The organism is Yinghuangia sp. ASG 101 (assembly GCF_021165735.1).
Classification (GTDB): domain Bacteria; phylum Actinomycetota; class Actinomycetes; order Streptomycetales; family Streptomycetaceae; genus Yinghuangia.
Genome location: NZ_CP088911.1, coordinates 4,005,736 through 4,028,161, shown reverse-complemented (window position 1 = coordinate 4,028,161; position 22,426 = coordinate 4,005,736). Strand labels below are relative to the sequence as shown.

Sequence of the window (22,426 nt, the reverse complement as noted above, 5' to 3'; positions counted from 1 at the left end):
CCGTCGGGCCGGGCGGGCGGTCTCGGCGACCGGTCCGGCGCTTCGCCGTCCGCCGCGGGAGGGCGACCGCCCGCGACGGCACCGGCCGGTCGGCGCACGGGCGTCCGCCGACCGGCCGACGGGCACTCAGGCGCCCTGGATCAGGCCGAACCCGCCCGTGAACCGCCGGTAGAGCACGCGTCCGCGCCCGTCGTCGGGCCCGGCGTAGAAGAGGTACGGCAACTCGGCCGCCACCGCGCGCGCGAGCGCCTGGGCGTCGGTCAGCCGCTCGGCCGCGCGGGCGCTGAGGGTCAGCGGGACGCCGCGTTTGTCGTGCGGGGGAGGCGCGTCGACGGTGCGGGCCAGCCGGTAGCCGGTGGGGCCGACCCGGAAGACCGCCGCGTCGGCCTCCGTGGCCGGGTCGGTGAACAGGTGGACGTCGTAGTCCATGGCGTCCATCGTCCGTGCCGCGGCGTCCGGCGAACACCACACCAGCATCGGCGACTTGACGCGGACGATCGCCGCCTCGCCGATCGCCGCCGAGGGCGGTACGGCCGAACCGGGGCCGGTGTCCGGGCGCGGCCACGACCGGGGCCTCCACGGGGAGTTCGCCTCGGCTATCCGCTCCCGCATGCCGTCGGCGAGCCGGTCGACGGCCGCTCCCGCGCCGGCGGCGATGCGCTGGACGCGGACGCGGCGGCCGTTGACCTCGGCCGCGACCTGGGCGAGTACGGCGGCGCCTGGAGACAGCGCGGTGAGGCGTACCCGCACCGCCTCCACGGCGGCGTTGGTGCCGTCGACGGCGGCCTCGACCGCGGCGACCAGACGGGCTTTCGCGCCCGCTGCGATGTCCTGGGCCGACCCGGCGACCCTGACGGTGATGCTCATGCCCACGCGTGCGACCTTCCCATCGACTCCGGCGGGCCCGGTGCCCGCGACGCGGTGATCATGGTGCCCGAGAGGCGGGGGCACCAGGGCCGAACGGCCCATTTGGACGCCGATGGCGCCTTGACGTTTGTCACACCCCCTCAAATACGAATCTCAGATGCGTATTTGATAGCGTCGCCGATGTGCGGCTGACGAAGTTCACCGACCTGGCGCTTCGTGCGGTGATGCGCCTGGCGGTCTCCGAGAACGACACGGCGCTGACCACCCGCGAGGTGGCGGTGGCGGTCGACGTGCCGTACACGCACATGGCCAAGGCCGTCTCCCGGCTGAACGAACTCGGCGTCCTGCACGCCCGGCGCGGGCGCGGCGGCGGCCTGGAGCTGACCGTGCTGGGGCGCCGGGCCTCGGTGGGCTGGCTGGTCCGCGAGTTGGAGGGCAAGGGGGAGGAAGTCGTCGAGTGCGAGGGGGACGCGCCGTGCCCGCTCCGCGGGGCGTGCCGGCTGCGGCGGGCGCTGCGTGACGCGCAAGAGGCCTTCTATGCCTCGCTCGACCCCCTGACGGTCGCGGACCTGGTGTCGCGGCCGACCGGCGCGATCCTGCTCGAACTGGGCATGCCCGACCGCGGCTGATCCGTTTCCGAGCGCGTGGAGCGGCGGTACCCCGTGCCTGAATGCGAAGATCATTGACCAATTTGGAGGTCGCTGTGTTGTCGGAGCAATCCCTACCGTTGATCCGCGCCACACTGCCCGCCGTCGGCGCCGCGCTCGGCGAGATCACCACGCGCTTCTATACCGGTATGTTCCGCGCCCACCCCGAACTGCCGCGCGACCTGTTCAACCGGGGCAACCAGGCGAACGGCGAACAGCAGCAGGCGCTGGCGGGCTCCATCGCCGCGTTCGCCACCCTGCTCGTCGAGCGACCCGACGCCCGCCCGGACGCGATGCTGTCCCGGATCGCCAACAAGCACGCGACGCTCGGCGTCACCTCCGACCAGTACAAGATCGTCCACGAGCACTTGTTCGCCGCGATCGTCGACGTGCTCGGCGCCGCGGTCACCCCCGAGGTCACCGCCGCGTGGGACGAGGTCTACTGGCTCATGGCCAACGCCCTCATCGCGGTCGAGGCCGATCTCTACCGGGGGCGCCGGCTCGCCGAAGGCGACGTCTGGCGGCGGATGGAGATCGCCGAACGCCACGAAGAGACCCCCGACGTCGTCGCGTTCGTCCTGCGCCCGGTCGGCGGCGAGGCGGCGGAATCGTTTCTTCCGGGCCAGTACGTCAGCGTCCGGGTCGAACTGCCCGACGGCGCACGGCAGATCCGCCAGTACAGTCTGTCGTCCGCACCCGCGCGCCCGCAGTGGCGCATCACCGTCAAGCGCGTCCGCGACGGCGCGGGGCCGGACGGTGAGGTCTCCACGTGGCTGCACCAAAACGCCGTGGTGGGAACGGAGTTGACGGTGTCCGCACCATTCGGCGACCTGGTCCTCCCGGACGGCGACAGCCCCCTGCTCCTGGCGTCCGCGGGCATCGGCACCACCCCGATGCTGGCCATGCTCGACCACCTGGCCGCCACCGGATCGACCCGGCGGGTCATCGTCGTCCACGCCGACCGCAGCCCCGCCGACCACGCCCACCGCGACGAACAGCGGCGCCTGACCGAGGCGTTGCCCGGTGGCGTCCGGCACCTCTGGTACGAGGAGATCGGCGACGCGGCGCCCGGCACCGCGTCGATCGGCCACGCCGACGTCGGGGCCCTGGAACTCCCGGACGACCTCACCGCGTACCTGTGCGGCCCGCTTCCGTTCATGCGCGCGGTCCGTACGGACCTTCTGCGCCAAGGGGTTTCGCCCGCCGCGATCCACTACGAGGTCTTCGGCCCCGACCTCTGGCTCGGGCAGGCGTAACCGGCCGCGGCCCGCGTCTCCGGGCCGGGTCCCGGCCCCGGGTTTCCCGCCCGACTCCGGTGCCCCACCGCGCCGTTCGCCCATCCCCGGCCGACCGCTCGAGGAACCCCGCGTGACAGCCGGGTAATCGTCCGTGAAACGGTGGTCGGTCGCGGGGGGCACGAGCGGTGGGTGGGGAGAAGTGCGGCTCTGTTTTCTGATCGAGGAGCAATATCGGGGCGACAGCATGCCGCTCGACGTCGCGCGGCATCTGAGCGGCCTCGGTCATGAGATCGACATCGTCGAGCCGGGCCGATCCGTCGTCCCCCTCGGCACGTTGCTCCGTGCCGGACACGACGCGTGGGTCCTCAAGACGGTGTCCGGAGGCCCGGGGCTCACCCTCCTGAGCGCCGCGGCGGCGGTCGGCGTCACGACGATCAACGACGCGCGGGCGGTGCACGCCGTACGGGACAAGGCCGTTGCGGCGGCACTCGCCCGGCGCTACGAACTCCCTTTTCCGGAGACCTCGTTCGTCGCGACCACGGACGTCCTCGAACAGCTCGACCCGGCGGGCGGCGCGCTGGTCGTCAAACCGGTCGGCGGCAACTCCGGCCGAGGCGTCCGCATCGTGCGCGGGCGTCGGGAACTCGCCGACGCGCAGCGCGACTTGCGTGACGAGGGTTTCCTCATCGTGCAGCCGTACATCCCGAACCACGGTGTCGACTACAAGGTTTACAGCGTCGGCGGTGAACTCCACGCCACCGTACGCACGTCACCGCTCCACCCCGACCGCGGCGTCACCCCGCGCGAGGTCCCGTTACCGGACGACCTCGCCGAGCTGGTCACCCGGATCGGACAGGTCTACGGACTCGACCTGTTCGGTGTCGACGCCGTCGCGGGCCCGGACGGCTGGGTCGTCGTGGACGTCAACGACTTCCCCAGTTTCCGCGCCGTCCCCGACGCCGTCCCCCGCGTGGCCCGCACCCTGATCCGCCTGGCCGGGGCCGCCCGCAGCCCCTTCGCCGCACTCCCGCCCAAGGACCCCCTCCGGGCGTTCAGCACCAACGGTGTTCCCCTGTGAGAGTCCGCATCGTGGGCGACCGCCCGGACCACCCGACCCTGGCCGGTTTCGCGTCGCTCCTCCGCGCCGACGGCCACCACGCGGAGTTCGTCCCGCCGACCTCGGAGATCCCGGACCTCCGAGGCGCCGACCTCTACCTGCTCAAGACGCGCGTGCGCGAGGCGCTGCCGCTCTGGCGCCGCGCGGAGGCCGCGGGCATCCCCGTACTCAACTCCGTTGCCGCGACCGAGGCCTGCCTGGACCGGGCCGCGATGGCCCGGATCGCCCGGGCGGCCGGACTGCCGTTCCCCGAGACCCACACCCTGGACCGCGCCGCGCAGGCCGCCACCCGCGTCGGGGCCGGCACCTGGATCCTCAAGAGCCGCTACAGCAACCGCGACAACCCGCACCCCGAGACCGGCACCGCGCACGAACTCGCCCGCGTGGACTGGTCGGACGAACCCGTCGTCGCGCAACGCGTCGAGATCGGCGACGGCTGGGACCACAAGTTCTGGGTCGTGGGCGACCGGTCCTTCGCCGGCCTGCGGCGTCCGCCGCGGCGAACTCCCGTACCGAAGCGCACGGTTCCCGTGCCGTGGCACACCGTGCCCGCGGCCTGGCGCGACATCGTCCACGCCACCGGCCGGGCCTTCGGCCTCACCGTCTACGGCGTCGACATCATCGCCACCGCGCAGGGCCCCCGCGTCGTCGACGTCAACGCCTTTCCCGGCCTCCGCAGCATCCCGGACGCCCCCCGGGCCCTCGCCGACCTGGTCGTCTCCGCACTCCGCGCCCGGGAACCCTGACGCCGGAGGGCGCCCCGACCTCCTCGCGAACCCGGAGAACATGCCGGTCGCTCGCGACGAGCGGCCGGGTCATGCCGGTGGGCTGAACAGTTCGAGCTGGATGTCGTCCGGGTCGCGGAAGCTCAGGGCGAACCCCCGCCCGGTGTCCTCCGGCGGCGAGTGTTTGACGCCGAGCGCGGCGAGGTGGTCGGCCCAGGCTTCGAGGGTGGCGCGGTCGGGGACGGCGAACGACAGGTGGTCCAGGCCCGCGCGGGTGGGGTCGAACGGGGTTCCGTCGTTGCCCTGGTGCTGTTGCAGCCCGATGACCAGGCCGCTTTCGTGCATGCACACCCGTCGGACGTACGTGTCGCCTTCCAGCGTGATGCGGTCCGCGAAGCCGAGCACGTCGGCGTACCAGCGCGCACTGGCCGCGGCGTCCGAGACCGACAGGGACAGGTGCGAGATACCCGCGATTCCGGGCATGGGACCTCCGAGGTGAGCGGCGGGCGCGACGGTGGCGGCGTTCGGGCGGCGCGTACCAGGGACCGTACCGGCAGGGGAGCCGGCTGCACAGACCGCCGTCGGCCACGGCCGCCCGCGGGCGGGCCAGGGGGCTGGAATTCGTCCGTACGGCACTTCGGCGTCATCGGGTGTTGTGCGCCTCCCGCTAGCGTGGCGAAAGTGTGCGGTTCGGGAGGGTTGTTCAGTGGAATTCCGTTACCTGGAGTCTTTTCTCGCGATCGCCGATGAACTGCATTTCGGTCGGGCCGCGCGGCGGCTGCATATCGCGCAGCCGTCGTTGAGTCAGCAACTCCAACGCCTCGAAAAGGAATTGGGCGTCGTGCTGGTGGCCCGGACATCACACGAGGTGCGATTGACGCCCGCGGGCCGCGTTTTCGAGGCCGAGGCGCGGGCCATCGTCGAGCGGTTGGCGAAGGCCGGCGACCTCGCGCGCGCGACCGCGGCCGGGCGGGTCGGGACGGTCCGGGTCGGGTTCAACTTCCCCGCCGGGCAGCACGTTCTGCCCCGGACGCTGCAGCGGCTCGCCGAGGACCACCCGGGTGTGGCGGCGTCGCTGTGGGAGAAGCGCAGCGGACCCCAGCTGTCGGGGCTGCTCGCCGGCGAGTTGGACGTCGCGCTGGTCTTCGGACGGCCGTTGAGCGCGCGGCTGCGTTCGCGGAGCCTGCTCTCGCTGCCGCTCGTCGCGGTGGTCGGCGACGACCACCCGTGGGCGCGGCGCGAGCGGGTCGCGTTTCGCGAACTCGCGGGCCGACCCTGCGTGCTGTTCCGGCGCGACGAGAGCCCCGCGATGTACGACGCCATCGTGCGCGCCGCCGAGGACAGCGGCATCAGCCTGACCATCGCCGCCGAAGTGGACGACACCGGTGCCACCGGCGTCGTGGTGTCCACGCGCCCGGTCGTCGGGTTCGCGTCGGCCGCCGTACGCGCCGTGCAGCCGTCGGCGCAGGGCCTGGCCGTCGTGCCGTTGGTCGACCCCGTACCGATGCTGAGCCTGCACGTGGTGTGGCGCGCCGACGACCGCGACCCGGTCGTGGAGGCGTTCCTCGACTGCGTCGAGACCGGCGGCTTCACCGAGGCGGTCGAGCCCGGGCGGGTCGCCGGGGCCGTCCCGGTCACCGGCGCCGTCCCGGTCGCGCATGCCTAGCGGGACCCCGTCCGCCGCGCGGCGGACGCGTGGCCGCGGCCCGGAAAAGCGTCGGTGATTTCCGTGAACCGCCGTCCGTGTCCCCGACGTCCCGGTGCGGCGATTGTCGCGGCCAATCGCGTGTTCGGCTTTTGCTCATTGCCGGGCCGTGGCGCGTGAATCACGATTTCGGTGCGGAAGGCGTGGCTTTTCGCATCGACTCGTGGATCGGATTCGCCATGCATCTCACCGTGCTCGGTTGCCGTTCGGGCATGCCGGCCGACGGCCAGGCCAGTTCGGGTTATCTGGTCACCTCGGCCGGCGGTCGCGTCCTCCTCGACTGCGGACCGGGCGTGATGACCGGCCTGGGCGCGGTCACCCGGCCGGATCTGCTCGACGCCGTCGTGATCAGCCACATGCACCTGGACCACTGCTACGACCTGCTCCCGCTCGGCAAGCGCCTGCTCGCCGCGACCGTCCCCTACCCGTCCGACCTGCCCGAGTCGTTCCGGCGGGCCGCGCTGCCGCCGCCGCGCAGCGACCGGGCGCGGCTCCCGCTGTACGTGCCGGCCGGTGCCCGCGACGTACTCGACCGCCTCGCGGCGCTGTTCCCGGTGACCACGATGCCCGACCTCGACAAGGCGTTCGAACTCGCCTTCGACGTACGCGAGTACGCGTCCGGGGACGGCTTCGCCGTCGCCGACTGCCGCGTCGACGTCCGCGAGTTGCGGCACTCCGCACCCAACTGCGGCGTACGAGTGGAGAGTTCCGGCGGCACGCTGGTCTACACCGGCGACACCGGCGTGACCGACGCCCTACCCGAACTGGCCGCGCACGCCGACCTGTTGCTCGCCGAGGCGACCCTGCCGGAGACCGACACCGGCGCACACGGCCACCTGAGCGCCGCGGACGCGGGCCGCGCCGCCGCGGCGGCCGAGACCGGCCGGCTCGTCCTGACCCACTTCGTCAGCGCCGACCCGGTGTGGCTGGAGGCCCGCAAAGCCGACGCGGAAGCCGTCTACGGCGGACCGGTGAGCCTCGCACACCCCAACGCCCGATTCGATGTTCGGAAAGGCTCCTGATGCACACGACGCGGATACCGGCGGCTCGTACGCGGGCCGCCGCCGGCGGTCCCGTCCTCGCCCGCAGGTCGGTTCTCGGGATGCTCGGCCTGGCCGCCCTGACCGCGTGCGGGACCGGCGGCAGCGGCAGCGGCGACGGCGGGACCGTCACCCTCGACTTCCTGTCCTACAACCACGGCACCCCCGACCTGGGCGGGCAGGGCACCCAGAAGCTCATCGACGCCTTCCACGCCGCCAACCCCGACATCCGGATCCGCCCGCAGGGCGTCGCGGTCAAGGACGTCCTGACCAAGCTGCGCACCGACACCGCCGCCGGAAATCCCCCCGACGTCGCGCAGATCGGCTGGAGCAAGATGGCGGAGGCGTACGAAAGCCTGCCGCTGGTGCCCGTCCAGGACATCGCGCCGGAGGCCGAGTGGCGGGCCCACATCACCGGCATGTCCCAGGGCGTGCTGGACGCGGTCCGGCACGACGGCAAGGTCAAGGCGATGCCGTACACGATGTCCATCCCCGTGCTGTTCCTCAACGCCGACCTGTTCCGCAGGGCCGGACTCGACCCGGACAACCCGCCGCGCACCATCGCCGAGGTCAAGGACGCGGCGCTGGCGGTGACCTCCCGGACCGACGCGCAGGGCGTGTACGTCGCCGTCGCCGACGCGGGCAAGTCCGACTACCTGACCCAGTCGGTCGTCGCGAGCAACGGCGGCGCGCTCGTCCACCCCGACGGCGGCCTGGGGCTCACCGACCCGGCCACCGTCGGCGCGCTCACCGTGCTCCGGGACCTGACCGTCTCCGGTGCGGCACCCGGCGTGTCGGCCAACGACGCGGTGGCGGCCTTCGCGGGCGGCAAGCTCGCCATGATCGTGCTCAGCACCGCGGCGCTGACCAACTTCGAGAAGGCCGCCGACGGCAAGTTCGACCTGCGTACCGCGCCCTTCCCGCGCTTCACCGACGCACCGGCCCGGCCGACGTACTCCGGCGCGGGGCTGGCGGTGCTCACCAAGGACGAGGCCCGGCGGCGGGCGGCCTGGCGCTTCATCGCGTTCCTGACCGGCGCGCAGGGGTTCACGATCATCACGCGGGACATGGGCTACCTGCCGCTGCGCGAGTCCCTGGTCACCGACCCGGCGTACCTCGCGGGCTACTTCGCCGAGGACAAGCGCCTGCTGCCCGCGCTCGACCAGCTCGGCTCGGTCACGCCGTACACGTTCTTCCCCGGTCAACGCGCCAATCAGGCGGTTCTCGCGCTTCAGGAAGACGCCGTGGAGCCGATCGTGCTGCGCAAGGCGGACCCCGCCAAGACGCTGGCCGACACGGCTGCCAAGATCCGGTCCCTGGTCTCGTGACCGCCGCCGTCGAGGAGAGGGCCGCCGCGCGAACCGCACGCGCGTCCGGCCGACCGGTGCGGACGCGCCGGCGCGCCGGTCCGTGGCTCTACCTGTCACCCATGCTGCTGTCGCTGGTCGTGTGGGTGTACGGACCGCTCGTCTTCACCGGTGTGCTCAGCTTCCTCGACTGGGACCTGACGTCCGACCACAAGCCGTTCGTGGGCACCGACAACTACGAACGGCTTTTCGGGGAACCGGAGTTCCCGCGGGAGATCCGCCGCACCCTGGTTTACGTGGCACTCATGGCGCCGTTCGCGACGCTCGTCCCGCTCGGCCTGGCGATCATGCTGTGGAAGCGGCCGGGCCGTACGTCGGACATCTACCGGGCGCTGATGTTCCTGCCCGTGGTGCTCGCCCCGGTGGCCACCGCCGTGTCGTGGCACTTCGTCCTGAACCCGCTCCAAGGGGTCGCCAACGCGGCCCTGGGCGGCCTCGGATTCCGGGACGACCGCAACTGGCTCGGCGACCCGGACACCGCGCTGCCCGTCGTGGTGGCGGTCACCGCGGCGAAGATCATCGCGCTGAACATGCTGCTGTTCGGCGCGGCTCTGGCGGGGATCGACCGGCGCGGCATCGAGGCGGCCCGCATCGAGGGCGCCACCGAGTGGGAGATCACGCGCTTCGTGGTGTGGCCGCAACTGCGCCGGACCACCGTCCTGCTCGGGTTCGTGTGCGTCGTCCTCGCCGGCCAGTGGGTGTTCACCAACGTCGCCGTGCTGACACAGGGCGGGCCCGACGGCAGCACCGACAACGTCTACTACCGGCTCTACACCTACGGCTTCACGTTCTTCGACATCGGCGCCGCGTCGGCCGCCGCGGTCGTCATCGTCCTCGCGCTCGCCGCGGTGTTCGTCCTGCGGGTCGTGGTCGCCCGCGTCACCACGAGGTTGTCCCGTGCCCTCACGCGATAGCCGAAGTGCCCCGCCCCCTCGCCGCGGGCGGGCCTCCCGTGCGCCCCGACTCGGGCGCGCCGTACGCGCGGCGGGCCGCCACGCGGTCCTGACCGCGGTCGCCGGAGCCATGCTCTTCCCCGTGGTGTGGGCGGTGATCACGTCGTTCAAACCCGCCAACGACATCTACGGCACCGATCCGCTTCCGGTGCCCGCGAGTTTGGAGCACTACCGGGCCGCGCTCGACGACTTCCCGATCGGGCGGCTGCTGCTCAACACGTTCGTGACGGCCGCCGGGGTGACGGCCGCGCACCTCGTGGTCGGGGTGCTCGCGGCGTACGCCCTCGTCCGCTTCCACGTCCCGCTGCGCGGCTGGATCATGGGGGCGCTCGCCGTGGCTCTCGTGGTGCCGACGCAGTCGCTGATCGTGCCGCACTTCCTGATGATCACCGAACTGGGCTGGCGCGACACGTACCCCGGGCTCGTCCTGCCGCAACTGTCCGGCTGCGCGCTCGCGGTGCTGCTTTTGCACGAGCATGTCCGGGCCATCCCGCCCGGCCTCGTGGGGGCCGCCGAACTCGACGGCGCCACGCCCTGGGAGACCCTGCGGTTCGTGGTGCTCCCGCTGCTGCGGCCGGCGCTCGGCTCGGTCGCCGTCCTCGTGTTCATCAGCACGTGGAACGAGTATTTGTGGCCGCTGCTCGCGGCGCCGAACGCGGACCACACCACCATCCAGGTGGGCCTCCAGAAGTTCCAGAACCAAGAAGGCCCCAACCCCGGGCCGCTGCTCGCCGCGGCCACGCTGTCGACGCCGCCCGTCGTCGCGGTCTACCTGCTCGCCTCCCGTCGCATCGCCGACGCGTTCCTCCACTCCGGATTGCGGTGACCTCCGCCATGAACAGCCGACCGGCCCCCGGCGGGATCGTCCTGCGCGACCTCGTCAAGGCGTACGGCGACTCCCGCCGACCCGCGCTCGACCTGCCCGAACTGACCATTCCGCCACGCTCGTTCACCGTCGTGGTCGGGCCGTCGGGGTGCGGCAAGTCGACGGCCCTGCGGTTGATCGCGGGCCTGGAGACACCCGACGCGGGACACATCGCCGTCGACGGCGACGACGTCACCGACCTCCCGCCGGGGGAGCGCGATCTGTCCATGGTCTTCCAGGACTTCGCGCTCTACCCGCACATGACCGTCGCGGAGAACGTGGGCTTCGGACTACGGATGCGGGCCCGCCACGACCGGCGCCGCAGGCTCGTCTCGCGACTCGCCTCGCGGCATGCGCCAACCGCCGCCTCCCGCACGGAGATCGCCGACAAGGTACGCGAAGTCTGCGCACTGGTCCGCCTCGACGGGAAGGAGCAGCGCCGCCCGGCCCAACTCTCCGGCGGAGAACGCCAACGCGTCGCCCTGGCCCGAGCACTCGTACGCGGCCCCTCCGTTCTGCTGCTCGACGAACCGCTCTCCGCGCTCGACGCCCAACTGCGCCAACACGCCCGCGCCGAACTCGTCCGCCTGCACCGTGAGTTCGGCTGCACCGCGGTCCTGGTCACGCACGACCAACTCGAAGCGCTGTCGATGGCCACCCATCTCGTCGTTCTGAACGGCGGGCGGCTCGCCCAGGCGGGCACCCCGCACGAGGTCTACAGCCGGCCCGCCAACACCTTCGTGGCCGGTTTCCTCGGCAGCCCGGCGATGAACCTCCTGCCGGCCGATCCGGCACCCGGTCCGGCATCCAGTCCGGCATCCGGCCCGGCACCCGGCCCGGTGCGCACCCTGACCGGGCCCGGCCTGAACGCCCGACTCCCGTACGGTGGCGAGCCGTTGCCCCCGGGGCCGCTGCTTCTCGGCTGGCGTCCGGCCGACGGCGTACTCGACCGAACGGACGCGCTCGGCTCGCCCGTCTCGCCCGGCCCGGTCGGCTCGCTCGGCTGGCCCGGCCCGCCCGTCTCGCCCGGCGACGGGCTCGTCCTGGACGGCGTCGTCGACATCGTCGAATACACCGGCGACGGCCGGATCCTCACCTGCCGCGGCCCCCAGGGCGGCCCACCCTGGGCCGTCACCCTCCCCGCCGACAGCCCCACCCCAACCGCGGGCGACCCCGTGCGCGTACGCGTCCCACCCCGGCACCTCCACCTCTTCGACCGGGACGGGCTGCGCGTCGACACCGCGCCCGCACCCGCGAAACCCACCCGCGAAACCCACCCGCACGCGCCCGTCCCCGACCGACCCGGCGCATGAACCGCGGGACCAGAGAGAATCACCGCCGCGGCGCGCCGGCGGGGGCGCCTAGGCGTCGAGGATCTGCCCGTCCCGCCGCGCCACCGGCGGCAGGACCGACCACGGGAAATTGATCCAGTCCTCGGTGTACTTCCATACGTATTCGCACTTCACGGACGACTGCGGCTTCTCGTAGATCACCGCACACCGCACATCGGCCACGGCGTCCTCGCAGAAGTCCCGGACGAGCCGCAGCGTGTTCCCGGTGTCGGCGACGTCATCGGCCACCAGCACCTTTTTGTCGGTGAAGTCGACGATGTTCGGGACCGGTGCGAGCATGATCGGCATTTCGAGCGTGGTCCCGACCCCGGTGTAGAACTCGACATTCACCAGGTGCAGGTTCTTCACATCGAGCGCGTACGCCAGCGCCCCCGCCGCGAACACCCCGCCCCGGGCGATCGACAGAATGATGTCCGGCTCATAACCGTCGGCCACGACCCGCGCGGCCAACTCCCGTGTGGCACTGCCGAGAAGGTCCCAGGTCAGATTCTCGCGCCTGTCGGTCATGGCCGTACGCCCCACTCGAATGCCGGAATCAAATACCGGTGCGATGGAAATTCTGGAACGACCGCGACGCCGTCGGCCCGCGCTGGCCCTGGTAGCGCGACCCGTACACCGAGGAGCCGTAAGGAAATTCGGCCGGCGACGACAACCGGAACAGACACAGCTGCCCGATCTTCATCCCCGGCCACAACTTGATCGGCAGCGTCGCGACGTTCGACAACTCCAGCGTCACATGCCCCGAGAACCCCGGATCGATGAACCCGGCCGTCGAATGCGTCAGCAACCCCAGCCGCCCCAGCGAACTCTTGCCTTCCAGCCGACTGGCCACATCGTCGGGCAGCCGAATGACCTCGTACGTCGACGCGAGCACGAACTCGCCCGGATGCAGAATGAACGGCTCATCCCCATCCGGCTCGACAAGCCGCGTCAGATCCGGCTGCTCCACCGCGGGATCGATGTGCGGATACCGGTGATTCTCAAAAACCCGAAAAAACCTGTCAAGCCGGACATCGACACTCGACGGCTGGACCATACCCGGCTCAAAAGGGTCGATCCCCACCCGACCGGCGTCGATCTCCGCACGAATGTCCCTGTCCGAAAGAAGCACACAGCGAGGGTAGTCGCTCCCCCCACAAGACACCCAACCGCGCCCCCCACACCCCCACTCCCCACAAACCCTGCTGCACCCACTCCACGGCATCAGGTACAGTGTGACCCACGAGACCCTAAGGGCCTCCCAGCGCGGGCGTAGTTTAATGGTAGAACATGAGCTTCCCAAGCTCAGAGCGCGAGTTCGATTCTCGTCGCCCGCTCCAAGGTAAAGGCCCAGGTCAGAGACCCGGGCCTTTGTTGTTTCCTGCAACTGTTAAGCGTCTCGTGCCCTAGGCGTGCCCTTAGCGTGCCCGTCGGCCGGTCCTGTGCCCTTGCCGCGGTCGCGACGTACCTTCGCGTCCAGGCCGTCAGCGATCTCGCGTTGCCGTTCGTCGGTCGAGTGCTGGTAGATCATCGCGGCCCGCTCGGTCGAGTGGCCGGCCCGGACCATCAACTCCTTGAGCGTCGCGCCCGACTGTGCGGCCAGCGTGTTGCCCGTGTGCCGCAGGTCGTAGAAATGGAAGTTGTCGGAAAGGCCGACTTTGGTACGCGCCTTGCGCCACTTCCGCCCGAACGTCGACCGCCGGAACGGCGCACCTTTCTCGCCAACAAAGAGCAGCCCGTCCGGCTCTTTCTCAGCGAACCAGTCCAGGTGCCGCTTCACTTCGAGGTCCAGGAACGCCGGGTAGACGACCTTGCGCCTTCCCGCCGCCGACTTCGTGTCACCGGTGACCCGTCGGCCCGTGGTGAGTTCGGGCGACGCTTGGGTGATGGACAGCGTCCGCGCTTCGGTGTCGACATCCTCGCGCCGCAGCTCCGCTTGTTCCTCCGGGCGGAGGGTCGCGTACGCCGCGAAGTAGACCAGCAACCGCCACCGTGGGCCCATCGCGTTCGCGAGCGCGTCGACTTGGGCGACGGTGGCAATCGACCGTTCGGGAGCCGACTCACGCCCGCCGTTCTTGATCCGGCACGGGTTGCGCCGGATCAACTCGTCTTCCTCGAAGGCGGTTTGAAGGATGCCCTTAAGCAGGCGGTACGACTTGGCGACGGTCGTTGCCCCGGTCGCCTTCCTGCGTTCGGCGTGCCAGGCCCGCACGCGCGGAGGCGTGATCTCGTCGAGGTCCAGGGCCCCGAAGGTCGGGAGGATGTGCAGACGCAGCAGACGCCCGTACAACTCCTCCGTCGTCGCGGCGAGTTCGCGTTCTTCGACCCAAAGGAGTGCGTACGTTTCGAAGTTCACCGCGCCGGCGTCGGGGTCACGCCAGCTCTTTTGATTGATCTCGGTCTGCCTGGCAGCAAGCCAGTCGTCTGCGTCCGTCAGCGTCTCGAACGGTTCCGGCGCCGAGTAGCGAAGCCCGTCCGGACCGGTGTACCGAGCCTGGTATTTGCCCGACGGCAGCCGACGAATCGCGCCGAAAGTCCGACGGTTCTGCTTGCGCTTGCGTGCCATCAGGCGGCACCCCGCCATCCGGAGCGAGCGCGACGCCGCAACGGCTCAACCGTGTTCGCCGCCAAGTACGCGTCAATCACGCTCGCCCGGATGCGGACGTGACTACCGACTTTGACGTACGCGATCCGCCGTTCCGCGATCAGCCGACGCGGGAACCGTTCGCCTTTCAGGCCCATCCGCTCGGCCGCCTCAGCGACGGTCAAGAGACGGTCCGGCTTCTCACTCATGCTGCTCTCCCCCGAGTTGCCGAATCACTGAGCTGTCCATCTGCCGCCGCTTTGGCCGCGTCGAGTGCGGCCCGCCATCGGACGCGTTCGGAGACCGCTCGCAGGAGGCGGTGCGAGATGGATGGGACGTCCGGGTCGGACGGGGCCGCGTGTTCCCAGACGTAGCGATTCGGGGCGTCGCCGTTGTCGGCCATCTCGCCGAGGAGTTCGAGGACCCAGGCGCGTCGTTCGTGCTTGTGGTCGGCGAGGGACTTGCCGGACCACTTGCGCGAGACGAGGACGCGACGGCCGCCATAGCCGAGGTGAGTACGGCGGTGAGCCTTTGCCTTGCACAAGCCCGGTCGCATGCCGTCCCGGGCGTTCTTCGGCTGCACGCCGTACCGCAGCCAGTTCGCGCACGCAGGCGAGCAGGGCTCGTACCGAAGTTCGTCCATGAGCCGGTCGACGTGCGCGCGTTCGGCGTCGCTCGCGGGTTCATGGCACTCGTGTGCGGACTTGTTCAGGTATTTGGCGAGGTAGCCGATGCAGCGGCGCGCGTCCGCGGAGCCGACGAGGACGCCCTTTGCGTCGACCTGCACGCCGAACCGGGCGACGTGGACCGGTTCTGCCTCATCGTCAGCGTCGACGACGTCAAGCGCGTCATCCCACGTAGGCAGTGGGATACCGTCCGCGTCGACGTACGCCCGTTGTTCGTCGTTCCAGGCCGGGGCCGTGTCGTCGTCGTACACCGGCTCATCGCAGCTCGGCCACCACACTTGGTGGTACGTCGCCGCCGCGACCTGCCGCAGCTCGGCCCGCGATACGGTCCCGCGGATCGCGAGGTGGACGTGTGGCGCCAATCGCCGTTGCGGTTCGACGGCCGCGAAGTACTGGACATCGAAGCCGACGAACCGCCGCAGGTTCTGAATGAACCGGTCCACCAGCTTGGAGAAGTGCAGCGCGTCCCGGGCCGCACGCCGGTAGTCGTACGTCGACGGGTCCACAGGTGTCCCGTCCGACCGCACCCGCCCGTACGACGGCAACGTCAGCGTGACGAACAGCGACGGCCGGAACGTCTTCCCATCCGGCGTGGTGAACGCCTTGCCGACCGTCCGCGCGTCGACCGGACGTCGAGGCAGGTCGACCGCGTCTTGCCGCCGCCGAGTCGACCGCACCCGGCGCGAAGGCTCGTCCGGGTCGATGTTGCCCCGCACGCCGGTGGACGTGATCTCTTCGTCCAACGCCGCCAGGTCCTCAGCGAGACTTTCGCGTTCGGTTCCGCCGGCCGCGTCGTGCGCGGCTGTGAGATCTGCGCGGATCTCCGCCAACCACCGTTGGTACGGCGTCGGTTCGTCCGCCGTCAGATCGGGCTCTTCGGTCAGGTGCCATCCCTCGCGGCACTGCGCCATCCGAAGCTGACGCTTGCGCTCCGCACACGACGGGCACACGCTCGCCAGCGTCGCCCCGCACGGAACGTCGATGATCTCCACGGCCCCGGTCGTGATGTCCGTGCGCCGTAGCGCGACCGGGCGGATGCACACGCCATGTTCGAGGGCAGCGGCCCGCACCACCTCTTTCGCGAGAGGCATGCGGGCCCGCTCCACGCGAGTGGTCCGGGTCAACGTTCGCCCCCAAACGGCAGGTGCGTCCACACGTTGACCGGGTGTCCGTGCGCGGTCCCGTCGACCTGATGGCGCACGTAACGGCCAGCGCAGCCGCGTTCCTTCGTCTCCGAGGTGATCACCGGGTCATCGAGCGCGACGGCCCAGCGCTCGACGTTCCCGGCCGCGTCGCCCTCCAGTTGCACCCGGATTTCCCACGCCCGAGCGATGAAGGACCAGACCACCTGTACCGCCGCCGCTTCGGGCAGGCCCGGCCGAGCTGAGATGAAGTCCGCGAAACAGCGCATGACGTTCGCCCCGCCCCGCATGTCGATCCGCTCGCTCATGCCGCACCACCCGACGGGAAGTCACGCACCAGGGCGTCAATGTCCGCGTCGGAGACGTACGCCGCCCGGACGCGGACCGGTTCGGGCTGTGTCTCGCGCTTGACGAACCCGACGCCCGCGCCGAGTTCGGGAACGGGGGAGATCAGGTCAGCGGTGGCCCCGCGGTCCCGTGCGCCGTTGCCCAGGACCATGTCCACTTGGGTGGGCTCATCGAGTCGCAGCGCGATCCGGTCCGGGAACAGGTTCCGGATGTTCATGACCTCTTTGCGGGGGTCCTGGAGCGCGCCGAGGACGCAGAACCCGACCGACCGGCCCTGACTCGTCAGCGTCGCCAACGCCGCATCAGCGCGCTTCCGCAGGTCCCGATCCGGCTGGTACGCCGTCAGGAACGCGAGTTCGTCGACCATGACCACGATGAACGGGCAGTCAGGCGTCGGTTCGTGCTTGCGGACCTTGCCCGCGAACCGGTCCGCCCGCGCGGACATCTCCGCCACGGCGTCTTCCAGCATCTCGACCATCTCGGCCGGATCCGAGCTGTACCGCTGGAACAGCGCCCGCCCGTACGACAGTTCCATCCGCTTCGGATCGCACGCCCACAGTTCGACCAACCCGGCACGAGCCGTCGGGAGGAGTCCGCGGGTGACGCCCCAGAGGATGGATCCCTTGCCGGCCCCGGTGACGCCCGCCACCAAAACGTGAGTCCCGTGAAGCCGCAGCACCCACGGCGAACCGTCGTCACACCGCCCCAGCTCGACAGAGTCGTACGTCGGCGCCCACGGGTCCGGCACCGGGACCGCTTCCGGCTTGCTGTCGACGTCCCGCAGGCCCGGCATGGCCAACGTCGTCGGACCAAAGGGCTTGTCGAGCGGATCCGCGACCCATGCCCGCAGGTCGACGACCCCGCGCGCCGGAGACGACGCGTCGACTCGAAAGACGCGCCACGCGTGCGCGATCCCTTCGACGTGATCGCCGACGTCCCCCGGAGTCTGTCCGGGCAGCAGCCGCACCCGGACCACGAACCCGCCCGCAACACGCTTGACCCGCGTGATGCTCGGCCAGGCGTACGAGAACTCCTCATTGATGCGCTTGATCGGGTCCTGTTGCCACAGCCCGATCGCTTTCGCGAGCAGCGGCCATCCGCGCCGCACGTGGCCCGCGAACGAGAAGAACCACCACCAGACGACCGCGACCAAGCCCACGATGAGACCCGCCGCGACCAGGAACGAACCGGCCGGACCGAACTGCGCTTCGGCCAGGGTGTAGAGGAGGACCAGGCCGCCCGCGATGTACGCGACCGTGCGCCAGTCCAGCCCCCGAGAGCTTGACATGATGAACAACGCCCCTTCGAAAGGTCGTCCGATCAGGGAGAGGGGGCGGTCCCGGTGCCTTGACCCGCCAAAGTCCGCGGCACCGGGACCACACATGAAGTTCTGGGCAGTCAGCCCGTTTTGGCCGCCGGCTTGACCGGCGCACCCGACGGCGCGCGAAGGCCCGTCGCCTTGAACGAGTACGCGAGACGGTTCGAGCTGTTGACGTACGGCGTCACCGTCAGACCCTCGAACTCCACCGGCCGGAACGGCAGACCGGGCAGCGCGTCCGGCAGCACCGGTTCGGTGGCCGCCGGAACCTTGACCTTGGCCGACGTGTCCCGTGCGTCCGGGTCCGGGTCGGTCACGGTCACGGCCCACATCGGAAGGCCGGTCATCTTGTCCCGCGCCTGAACCCGCGAACCGCCCTTCGAGGCGTCGAAGTCCGCGACCATCTCAACCTTCGTCGCGAACGCACCCGCCGGGAACACGTCCCCGAACGCCACCGGAATCGCACCCTTGAGCGCCATGACTCGATCACCCCTTGCTAGGTTGACTTATCAAGTGAGATTCGACCGTAAGGTTGCTAGGTTGACTTGTCAAGTCACTTCCGCGCTACACACCGGCCATCAAGGGCCGACATCAGCGCACCGAGTAGCTGTCTTCCAGTTCGCCCCGGTCCCCCGGCATGGCCACTTCCGCGACATGCCAGGCTCGCCCGGAGGCATCGGAACTGGTCACGACCAGGCCAAGCACCGGAACGCCGGCGGGCAGTTCGAGCAGTTCGGTTTCCTCGTCGGTCGCCGCCCGCGCGCAAATGCGCTCCGTGATGCGGTCGATGACCACGCCGCGTTCCTCAAGGTGCTTGAGCAGGCCGCCGGCCAACGGGTGCGCGGACGCGAGGTCAGTCCGGTCCACGAGTTCCAGGGGGAAGTACGAGGAGACCAATTCCGTTGGCCCATCCTCGTCACGCGCAATCCACCGACGCAGCAGCGCTTTCGCCCCCGACGGAACGCCGAGCACAGCGGCGATGTGCTTGGGCAGCTTTACCGCCGTAGCCGCGATCAACTCGCCGGGAGACGAGTCCTCGGCGCGTGTGACGACGTCGAGGCCCCGACGAGAATGCGCGACCGGTTCTGTTGCCGCCGGACGCCCGCGGACGAACGTCCCGCGCCCTTGCTGCGACTCAATCCACCCATCGTGACGCAGGATCTGAAGCGCCCGAACGACAGTCGGCCGAGACATCGAGAAAGCCGCGACGAGCTGGTGTTCGCTCGGCAGCATCGAGCCGGGCGGGTAGGTGCCATCCTCGATCTGAGCTTGGAGAGCCTGAACGAGGCGCACATACTTCGGTTGCGGCACCTCATACGGCATGATGGTTGACCCCTACTTGACCTGTCATATGGTTGACATGCCAAGAGTCCCACCGTGTCTCTCGGCTTTCAAGTGCGGCTAAGACGCTACGAGTCTTCGGGCAGGCGCACGCTGAACCAGACCATCGTGCCTTCCGACGTCGAGGCGGTCCCCCAACTGTGGGACGACGCTTCGACTAGCAGGAGGCCCCGCCCGTTCGTGTCGTCGGGCCCCGGACTCTGAACAGCCGGTTTCCCGGTCCCCGGGTTGTATACCTCAACCCGGAACATGTCGCCGTCGCACCAGCACGCGACGTGGATCACCCAGAACCCATCGAAGTTCGCATGCTTGACGGCGTTGCTCACCAGCTCCGAGAGCATGAGCAGACAGTCGGAGGGGTCGTACCAGGAGCGCAACTCCTTGAGCAGCATGGCCAGTTCCCAGCGCGCCCGGCCGGCCGCTTCCGGAACGGGCGGAAGCAGCATCCCCCCGACGAGCCGGGCCGTCGGAGTCGGTGCGGTCAGCAGATGCGGAACGATCACGTCACACGCCCTCTCGGCCGGTGCCGTCGCAGTGGAGGCACCGGCGTTTTCGTGTCTCGGTCGCGCGCGTGTCCGCAGCAGACCGAGCCGCGTCGCCCCGCGCGCCTACGTGCTTCCAACCCCGCCCGCGGCACTGCGGACAAAACCGCTCACCGTCGCCGTGCGCATGGTTCGAGGTCATCCCCCGTGCCCCCTTCACTCCAAGTGGCATTAGCCACTTACTGGATAGTGGCATTGGCCACTTGAAAGTGCAAGCGGCATGGGGGAGTGGCAACCGAAAGGATCAGCCCAAGGGGTACTCACGTTCGAACGCCCAACGCCCTTGCGGATACACGGCTTCCGCGAACTCCAAGGGCCGGTCCGCTTCGTCGTACACCGTGTGCCGGACGACCATCACGGCCGCCGGCTGTTCCATGCCGAGCTCGGACGCTTCCTGGCCGCTCGCCAGCCGGGCACACACCCGGTCCTCGCCGTACATCCCCCGACGACCCGTCACATCCTCGACGTACGCCAGGGTTCCCTGCCGGATGCGCTCCGGGATCAGCAGCAGCGGAGCCGACTCCGCCAGGCCCGGCGCGAACCACGACGTCGACACCTCAACCGGACCACCCTCGTTGTTCGTCACCCTGCGACGGTGGATCGCCTGCCGGACATCCTGCGAGAGCCCGAGACCCCGCACGACGTAATCCGGCGCATCCACCATCCCCGTGGACGAGATCACCGCGTACTCACCCGGGGCGTAGATCTTCCCGAGCTGCCGCGCCCGTCCGTACCGCTCGCGTGCCCGACGGTGGATCTGAACATCAGTCACATACGTGCCGGACCCCTGCCGCTTCTCGACGAGGCCCTGTTGCCGCAGCGCGTCCAGCGCACGGGCCGCAGTCGGACGCGAGACGTTCCACTGCGTCACCAACGCACGCTCGGACGGGACTTCATCGCCCGGATGCAGGTCACCACGCAAGATCTGATCACGAAGGAAGTTCGCAATCTGAAGGTACTTGGGCAAGGTCTCCTGAATCTCCGGCACGGGACCGACCCTTTCTAAAGTGGCTATTACCACTGGCCACTATAGGACGAAGACCAAGGCCACCCCATAGGCTGTCCGGCGTGAAGCGGCTCATGGTTGCTGCCGGGGGAGGAGGCGACGCACTCGCCGCCGCAATGCTCCACGCGGCCCAGCACGGCAACGAACCAGCGTTGATCCTCACCTACGCGTGGGACCGCTTGATGATCGACCCCCTACCGGGCCCCCGCCGAGCCGACAACTTCACCAACCTTCACCAGGCCGCGCCCGACGTTCTCGTCTTCCGCCCCGATACGCGCCCGGTCCCGCCCGTCGGCTCCACGCTCCCGCAACTCTCGGCAGCAGTACGGCCCGGGGTTGCGCTACTCGACCCGTACGCCGGAGCGGTCGGCATGACCGCCCAAATCAACGCGGCGATCCGCTACACCGGGGCCGACCGAATCGACATCATCGATGTCGGAGGCGACGCACTCGCCCGCGGCGACGAACCCGGCTTGCGCAGCCCACTCGCCGACGCCCTGACACTCGCCGCATGCGCCGATGCCGAAGTGCCCACCACCGTGGTCGTCGCGGGCCCCGGCTTGGACGGCGAACTCTCCGAACCCGACCTACTCGCCCGACTCGGCGCCCCCGCGTTCCAGATCACTGCCGAACACGCATCGCCGTTCCTGCCCGTGTTCGAGTGGCACCCGTCCGAGGCAACCGCCCTACTCGCCGCAGCAGCTCACGGCGTCCGCGGCACGTGCGAGGTACGCGAGGCTGGCCTACCGGTCCGGCTCACCGACGCAAGCGCCAACGCCTACCGCGTCGACCTTGACGACGCCCTGGAGATCAACGAGCTGTCCCGCCGCCTCATCGGCAGCACCAGCCTTCCCGGGGCCGAGAAAGTCACCCGGGACGTCTGCGGTTTCAGCGAGCTTGACCACGAACGCAACAAAGCCACGTGGCTTGGCACCCACCAACCCGCCGACGACAGCACCGCGAGGGACGTCGACGCCGCCCTGTCAACGTTCCTGGCCGAAGCCGCCGCCCGAGGCAGCGACTACGCCACCTTCCGCCGCATCGCCGAGGCCCTGAACCTCACCCAAGCCGCACTCACAGATATACGCGGACGGCTCACCAATGACCAGGAGCTCACGGGCACTTCGCTGATCTGGCCCACGTCCCCACGCGGGGCCTGACCACCGAACAAGCACTGCCGAATTCCCAGGCGCCGCCCGACGTTCGACGAAACGACGTTGCGGGTCCGTGGACGCGTACCGCGCCGATCGACCTTCGGCCGATCCGGGGGAAGTTCCGTCCTTCCCCCGATCCCCCTACGCGGTTCGTGACGACGCCTGCCCGCTCGCTTTGCCTTCCGGACTTGGGTGCCCCCGGTCGCGGCTTGCCTGCCACTCACCCGCGTGTGGTGGAGCTTCGAGCGCTGATCAACTGCCGAATTAATCTCTACTGGATCAAGGGCGCGCGCCCGCAAGCGGGCACGCGCAACCGCCCGGCCGGGGCCCCGCCGCGCGTGCGGCGTGGCCGCCGGTCACGGCGTGGCCCCGGCCGGGCAAGGCAAAGCGTCCGAAGTCAGCGCACGTCAGTAATTCGTGAAGTGCCAACTTAAGATCCGACCCCCGGTC

24 protein-coding genes and 1 tRNA gene are annotated in these 22,426 nt (G+C 70.1%); 12 read left to right on the top strand and 13 right to left on the bottom strand.

Translation table 11 applies throughout. The features are described 5' to 3' along the window. Positions 1-126 precede the first annotated feature (126 nt). Positions 127-867, bottom strand: a complete 741-nt coding sequence (locus tag LO772_RS17210) for a sigma 54 modulation/S30EA ribosomal C-terminal domain-containing protein (RefSeq protein ID WP_231779286.1) — start codon at positions 865-867, stop codon at positions 127-129. A gap of 182 nt (positions 868-1,049) precedes the next feature. On the opposite strand from LO772_RS17210, the gene LO772_RS17205 reads away from it, so the two are divergent. The 4 genes from LO772_RS17205 (at position 1,050) to LO772_RS17190 (ending at position 4,615) form a co-directional block, all read left to right on the top strand. Continuing rightward, a complete protein-coding gene (locus LO772_RS17205; RefSeq protein WP_231779285.1) occupies positions 1,050-1,496 on the top strand; it encodes an RrF2 family transcriptional regulator in 447 nt (148 codons plus the stop codon). Between the two features lie 74 nt (positions 1,497-1,570). Then, positions 1,571-2,770: a globin domain-containing protein gene (locus tag LO772_RS17200; protein ID WP_231779596.1), complete on the top strand. Its 1,200-nt coding sequence runs from the start codon at positions 1,571-1,573 to the stop codon at positions 2,768-2,770. Positions 2,771-2,951: 181 nt separating this feature from the next. Beyond that, positions 2,952-3,830: an ATP-grasp domain-containing protein gene (locus LO772_RS17195; protein WP_231779284.1), complete on the top strand. Its 879-nt coding sequence runs from the start codon at positions 2,952-2,954 to the stop codon at positions 3,828-3,830. Then, positions 3,827-4,615: an ATP-grasp domain-containing protein gene (locus tag LO772_RS17190; protein ID WP_231779283.1), complete on the top strand. Its 789-nt coding sequence runs from the start codon at positions 3,827-3,829 to the stop codon at positions 4,613-4,615. The genes LO772_RS17195 and LO772_RS17190 overlap by 4 nt, the downstream gene beginning before the upstream one ends. Before the next feature lie 69 nt (positions 4,616-4,684). Here LO772_RS17190 and LO772_RS17185 read toward each other — a convergent pair whose 3' ends face one another. Beyond that, the gene (locus tag LO772_RS17185; protein ID WP_231779282.1) at positions 4,685-5,077 is read right to left on the bottom strand and encodes a VOC family protein; all 393 of its coding nucleotides are present in this window, start codon (positions 5,075-5,077) and stop codon (positions 4,685-4,687) included. A gap of 223 nt (positions 5,078-5,300) precedes the next feature. On the opposite strand from LO772_RS17185, the gene LO772_RS17180 reads away from it, so the two are divergent. The 6 genes from LO772_RS17180 (at position 5,301) to LO772_RS17155 (ending at position 11,837) form a co-directional block, all read left to right on the top strand. Beyond that, positions 5,301-6,260 carry a LysR family transcriptional regulator gene (locus LO772_RS17180; protein ID WP_231779281.1) on the top strand — a complete coding sequence of 320 codons (960 nt, stop codon included), beginning with the start codon at positions 5,301-5,303 and terminating at the stop codon, positions 6,258-6,260. Between the two features lie 182 nt (positions 6,261-6,442). Next, positions 6,443-7,321: an MBL fold metallo-hydrolase gene (locus tag LO772_RS17175; RefSeq protein ID WP_231779280.1), complete on the top strand. Its 879-nt coding sequence runs from the start codon at positions 6,443-6,445 to the stop codon at positions 7,319-7,321. Further along, positions 7,321-8,667, top strand: coding sequence for an ABC transporter substrate-binding protein (locus LO772_RS17170; protein WP_231779279.1), 1,347 nt, complete (start codon positions 7,321-7,323; stop codon positions 8,665-8,667). The genes LO772_RS17175 and LO772_RS17170 overlap by 1 nt, the downstream gene beginning before the upstream one ends. After that, positions 8,664-9,620, top strand: a complete 957-nt coding sequence (locus tag LO772_RS17165) for a carbohydrate ABC transporter permease (protein WP_231779278.1) — start codon at positions 8,664-8,666, stop codon at positions 9,618-9,620. The genes LO772_RS17170 and LO772_RS17165 overlap by 4 nt, the downstream gene beginning before the upstream one ends. A 109-nt stretch (positions 9,621-9,729) precedes the next feature. After that, positions 9,730-10,485, top strand: coding sequence for a carbohydrate ABC transporter permease (locus tag LO772_RS17160; protein WP_231779277.1), 756 nt, complete (start codon positions 9,730-9,732; stop codon positions 10,483-10,485). Between the two features lie 8 nt (positions 10,486-10,493). After that, entirely contained in the window at positions 10,494-11,837 is a 1,344-nt protein-coding gene (locus LO772_RS17155) for an ABC transporter ATP-binding protein (RefSeq protein ID WP_231779276.1), read from the top strand. A 48-nt stretch (positions 11,838-11,885) separates the two neighbouring features. On the opposite strand, the gene LO772_RS17150 is transcribed toward LO772_RS17155, so the two are convergent. Both LO772_RS17150 and dcd read right to left on the bottom strand, forming a co-directional pair. Beyond that, a complete protein-coding gene (locus LO772_RS17150; RefSeq protein ID WP_231779275.1) occupies positions 11,886-12,383 on the bottom strand; it encodes a phosphoribosyltransferase in 498 nt (165 codons plus the stop codon). Positions 12,384-12,411: 28 nt separating this feature from the next. Next, positions 12,412-12,987, bottom strand: coding sequence for a dCTP deaminase (gene dcd / locus LO772_RS17145; RefSeq protein ID WP_231779274.1), 576 nt, complete (start codon positions 12,985-12,987; stop codon positions 12,412-12,414). Positions 12,988-13,121: 134 nt separating this feature from the next. Here dcd and LO772_RS17140 point away from each other — a divergent pair. Continuing rightward, positions 13,122-13,195, top strand: a tRNA-Gly gene (locus LO772_RS17140). Positions 13,196-13,245: 50 nt separating this feature from the next. Here LO772_RS17140 and LO772_RS17135 read toward each other — a convergent pair. The 9 genes from LO772_RS17135 to LO772_RS17095 all read right to left on the bottom strand — a co-directional run bounded on the left by LO772_RS17135 (position 13,246) and on the right by LO772_RS17095 (position 20,804). Beyond that, entirely contained in the window at positions 13,246-14,421 is a 1,176-nt protein-coding gene (locus LO772_RS17135; RefSeq protein ID WP_231779273.1) for a tyrosine-type recombinase/integrase, read from the bottom strand. Continuing rightward, the gene (locus LO772_RS17130) at positions 14,421-14,648 is read right to left on the bottom strand and encodes an excisionase family DNA-binding protein (protein ID WP_231779272.1); all 228 of its coding nucleotides are present in this window, start codon (positions 14,646-14,648) and stop codon (positions 14,421-14,423) included. Before LO772_RS17130 ends, LO772_RS17135 begins: the two co-directional genes overlap by 1 nt. Continuing rightward, on the bottom strand, positions 14,645-16,216 hold the full coding sequence (locus tag LO772_RS17125; protein WP_231779271.1) for a replication initiator: 1,572 nt from the start codon (positions 16,214-16,216) through the stop codon (positions 14,645-14,647). The genes LO772_RS17130 and LO772_RS17125 overlap by 4 nt, the downstream gene beginning before the upstream one ends. A 29-nt stretch (positions 16,217-16,245) precedes the next feature. Continuing rightward, on the bottom strand, positions 16,246-16,575 hold the full coding sequence (locus tag LO772_RS17120) for a hypothetical protein (protein WP_231779270.1): 330 nt from the start codon (positions 16,573-16,575) through the stop codon (positions 16,246-16,248). Next, the gene (locus LO772_RS17115) at positions 16,572-17,903 is read right to left on the bottom strand and encodes an FtsK/SpoIIIE domain-containing protein (RefSeq protein WP_231779269.1); all 1,332 of its coding nucleotides are present in this window, start codon (positions 17,901-17,903) and stop codon (positions 16,572-16,574) included. Before LO772_RS17115 ends, LO772_RS17120 begins: the two co-directional genes overlap by 4 nt. Before the next feature lie 110 nt (positions 17,904-18,013). Further along, a complete protein-coding gene (locus LO772_RS17110) occupies positions 18,014-18,412 on the bottom strand; it encodes a plasmid replication, integration and excision activator (protein WP_231779268.1) in 399 nt (132 codons plus the stop codon). A gap of 112 nt (positions 18,413-18,524) precedes the next feature. Further along, positions 18,525-19,256: a GntR family transcriptional regulator gene (locus tag LO772_RS17105; RefSeq protein ID WP_231779267.1), complete on the bottom strand. Its 732-nt coding sequence runs from the start codon at positions 19,254-19,256 to the stop codon at positions 18,525-18,527. Between the two features lie 86 nt (positions 19,257-19,342). After that, positions 19,343-19,777, bottom strand: a complete 435-nt coding sequence (locus LO772_RS17100) for an ATP-binding protein (protein ID WP_231779266.1) — start codon at positions 19,775-19,777, stop codon at positions 19,343-19,345. Positions 19,778-20,060: 283 nt separating this feature from the next. Then, a complete protein-coding gene (locus tag LO772_RS17095) occupies positions 20,061-20,804 on the bottom strand; it encodes a GntR family transcriptional regulator (RefSeq protein WP_231779265.1) in 744 nt (247 codons plus the stop codon). Between the two features lie 80 nt (positions 20,805-20,884). Between LO772_RS17095 and LO772_RS17090 the strand changes: the two genes are divergently transcribed. Then, a complete protein-coding gene (locus LO772_RS17090) occupies positions 20,885-21,982 on the top strand; it encodes a DUF1152 domain-containing protein (RefSeq protein WP_231779264.1) in 1,098 nt (365 codons plus the stop codon). Positions 21,983-22,426 lie beyond the last annotated feature (444 nt).

What these genes read in the sequence shown, in the direction of transcription:
- LO772_RS17115 (WP_231779269.1), bottom strand. Translation starts at nt 17,903, where the DNA reads ATGTCAAGCTCTCGGGGGCTGGACTGGCGCACGGTCGCGTACATCGCG.
- LO772_RS17120 (WP_231779270.1), bottom strand. Translation starts at nt 16,575, where the DNA reads ATGAGCGAGCGGATCGACATGCGGGGCGGGGCGAACGTCATGCGCTGT.
- LO772_RS17150 (WP_231779275.1), bottom strand. Translation starts at nt 12,383, where the DNA reads ATGACCGACAGGCGCGAGAATCTGACCTGGGACCTTCTCGGCAGTGCC.
- LO772_RS17105 (WP_231779267.1), bottom strand. Translation starts at nt 19,256, where the DNA reads ATGCCGTATGAGGTGCCGCAACCGAAGTATGTGCGCCTCGTTCAGGCT.
- LO772_RS17155 (WP_231779276.1), top strand. Translation starts at nt 10,494, where the DNA reads ATGAACAGCCGACCGGCCCCCGGCGGGATCGTCCTGCGCGACCTCGTC.
- LO772_RS17125 (WP_231779271.1), bottom strand. Translation starts at nt 16,216, where the DNA reads ATGCCTCTCGCGAAAGAGGTGGTGCGGGCCGCTGCCCTCGAACATGGC.
- LO772_RS17130 (WP_231779272.1), bottom strand. Translation starts at nt 14,648, where the DNA reads ATGAGTGAGAAGCCGGACCGTCTCTTGACCGTCGCTGAGGCGGCCGAG.
- LO772_RS17110 (WP_231779268.1), bottom strand. Translation starts at nt 18,412, where the DNA reads ATGGCGCTCAAGGGTGCGATTCCGGTGGCGTTCGGGGACGTGTTCCCG.
- LO772_RS17170 (WP_231779279.1), top strand. Translation starts at nt 7,321, where the DNA reads ATGCACACGACGCGGATACCGGCGGCTCGTACGCGGGCCGCCGCCGGC.
- LO772_RS17185 (WP_231779282.1), bottom strand. Translation starts at nt 5,077, where the DNA reads ATGCCCGGAATCGCGGGTATCTCGCACCTGTCCCTGTCGGTCTCGGAC.
- LO772_RS17210 (WP_231779286.1), bottom strand. Translation starts at nt 867, where the DNA reads ATGAGCATCACCGTCAGGGTCGCCGGGTCGGCCCAGGACATCGCAGCG.
- LO772_RS17135 (WP_231779273.1), bottom strand. Translation starts at nt 14,421, where the DNA reads ATGGCACGCAAGCGCAAGCAGAACCGTCGGACTTTCGGCGCGATTCGT.
- LO772_RS17160 (WP_231779277.1), top strand. Translation starts at nt 9,730, where the DNA reads ATGCTCTTCCCCGTGGTGTGGGCGGTGATCACGTCGTTCAAACCCGCC.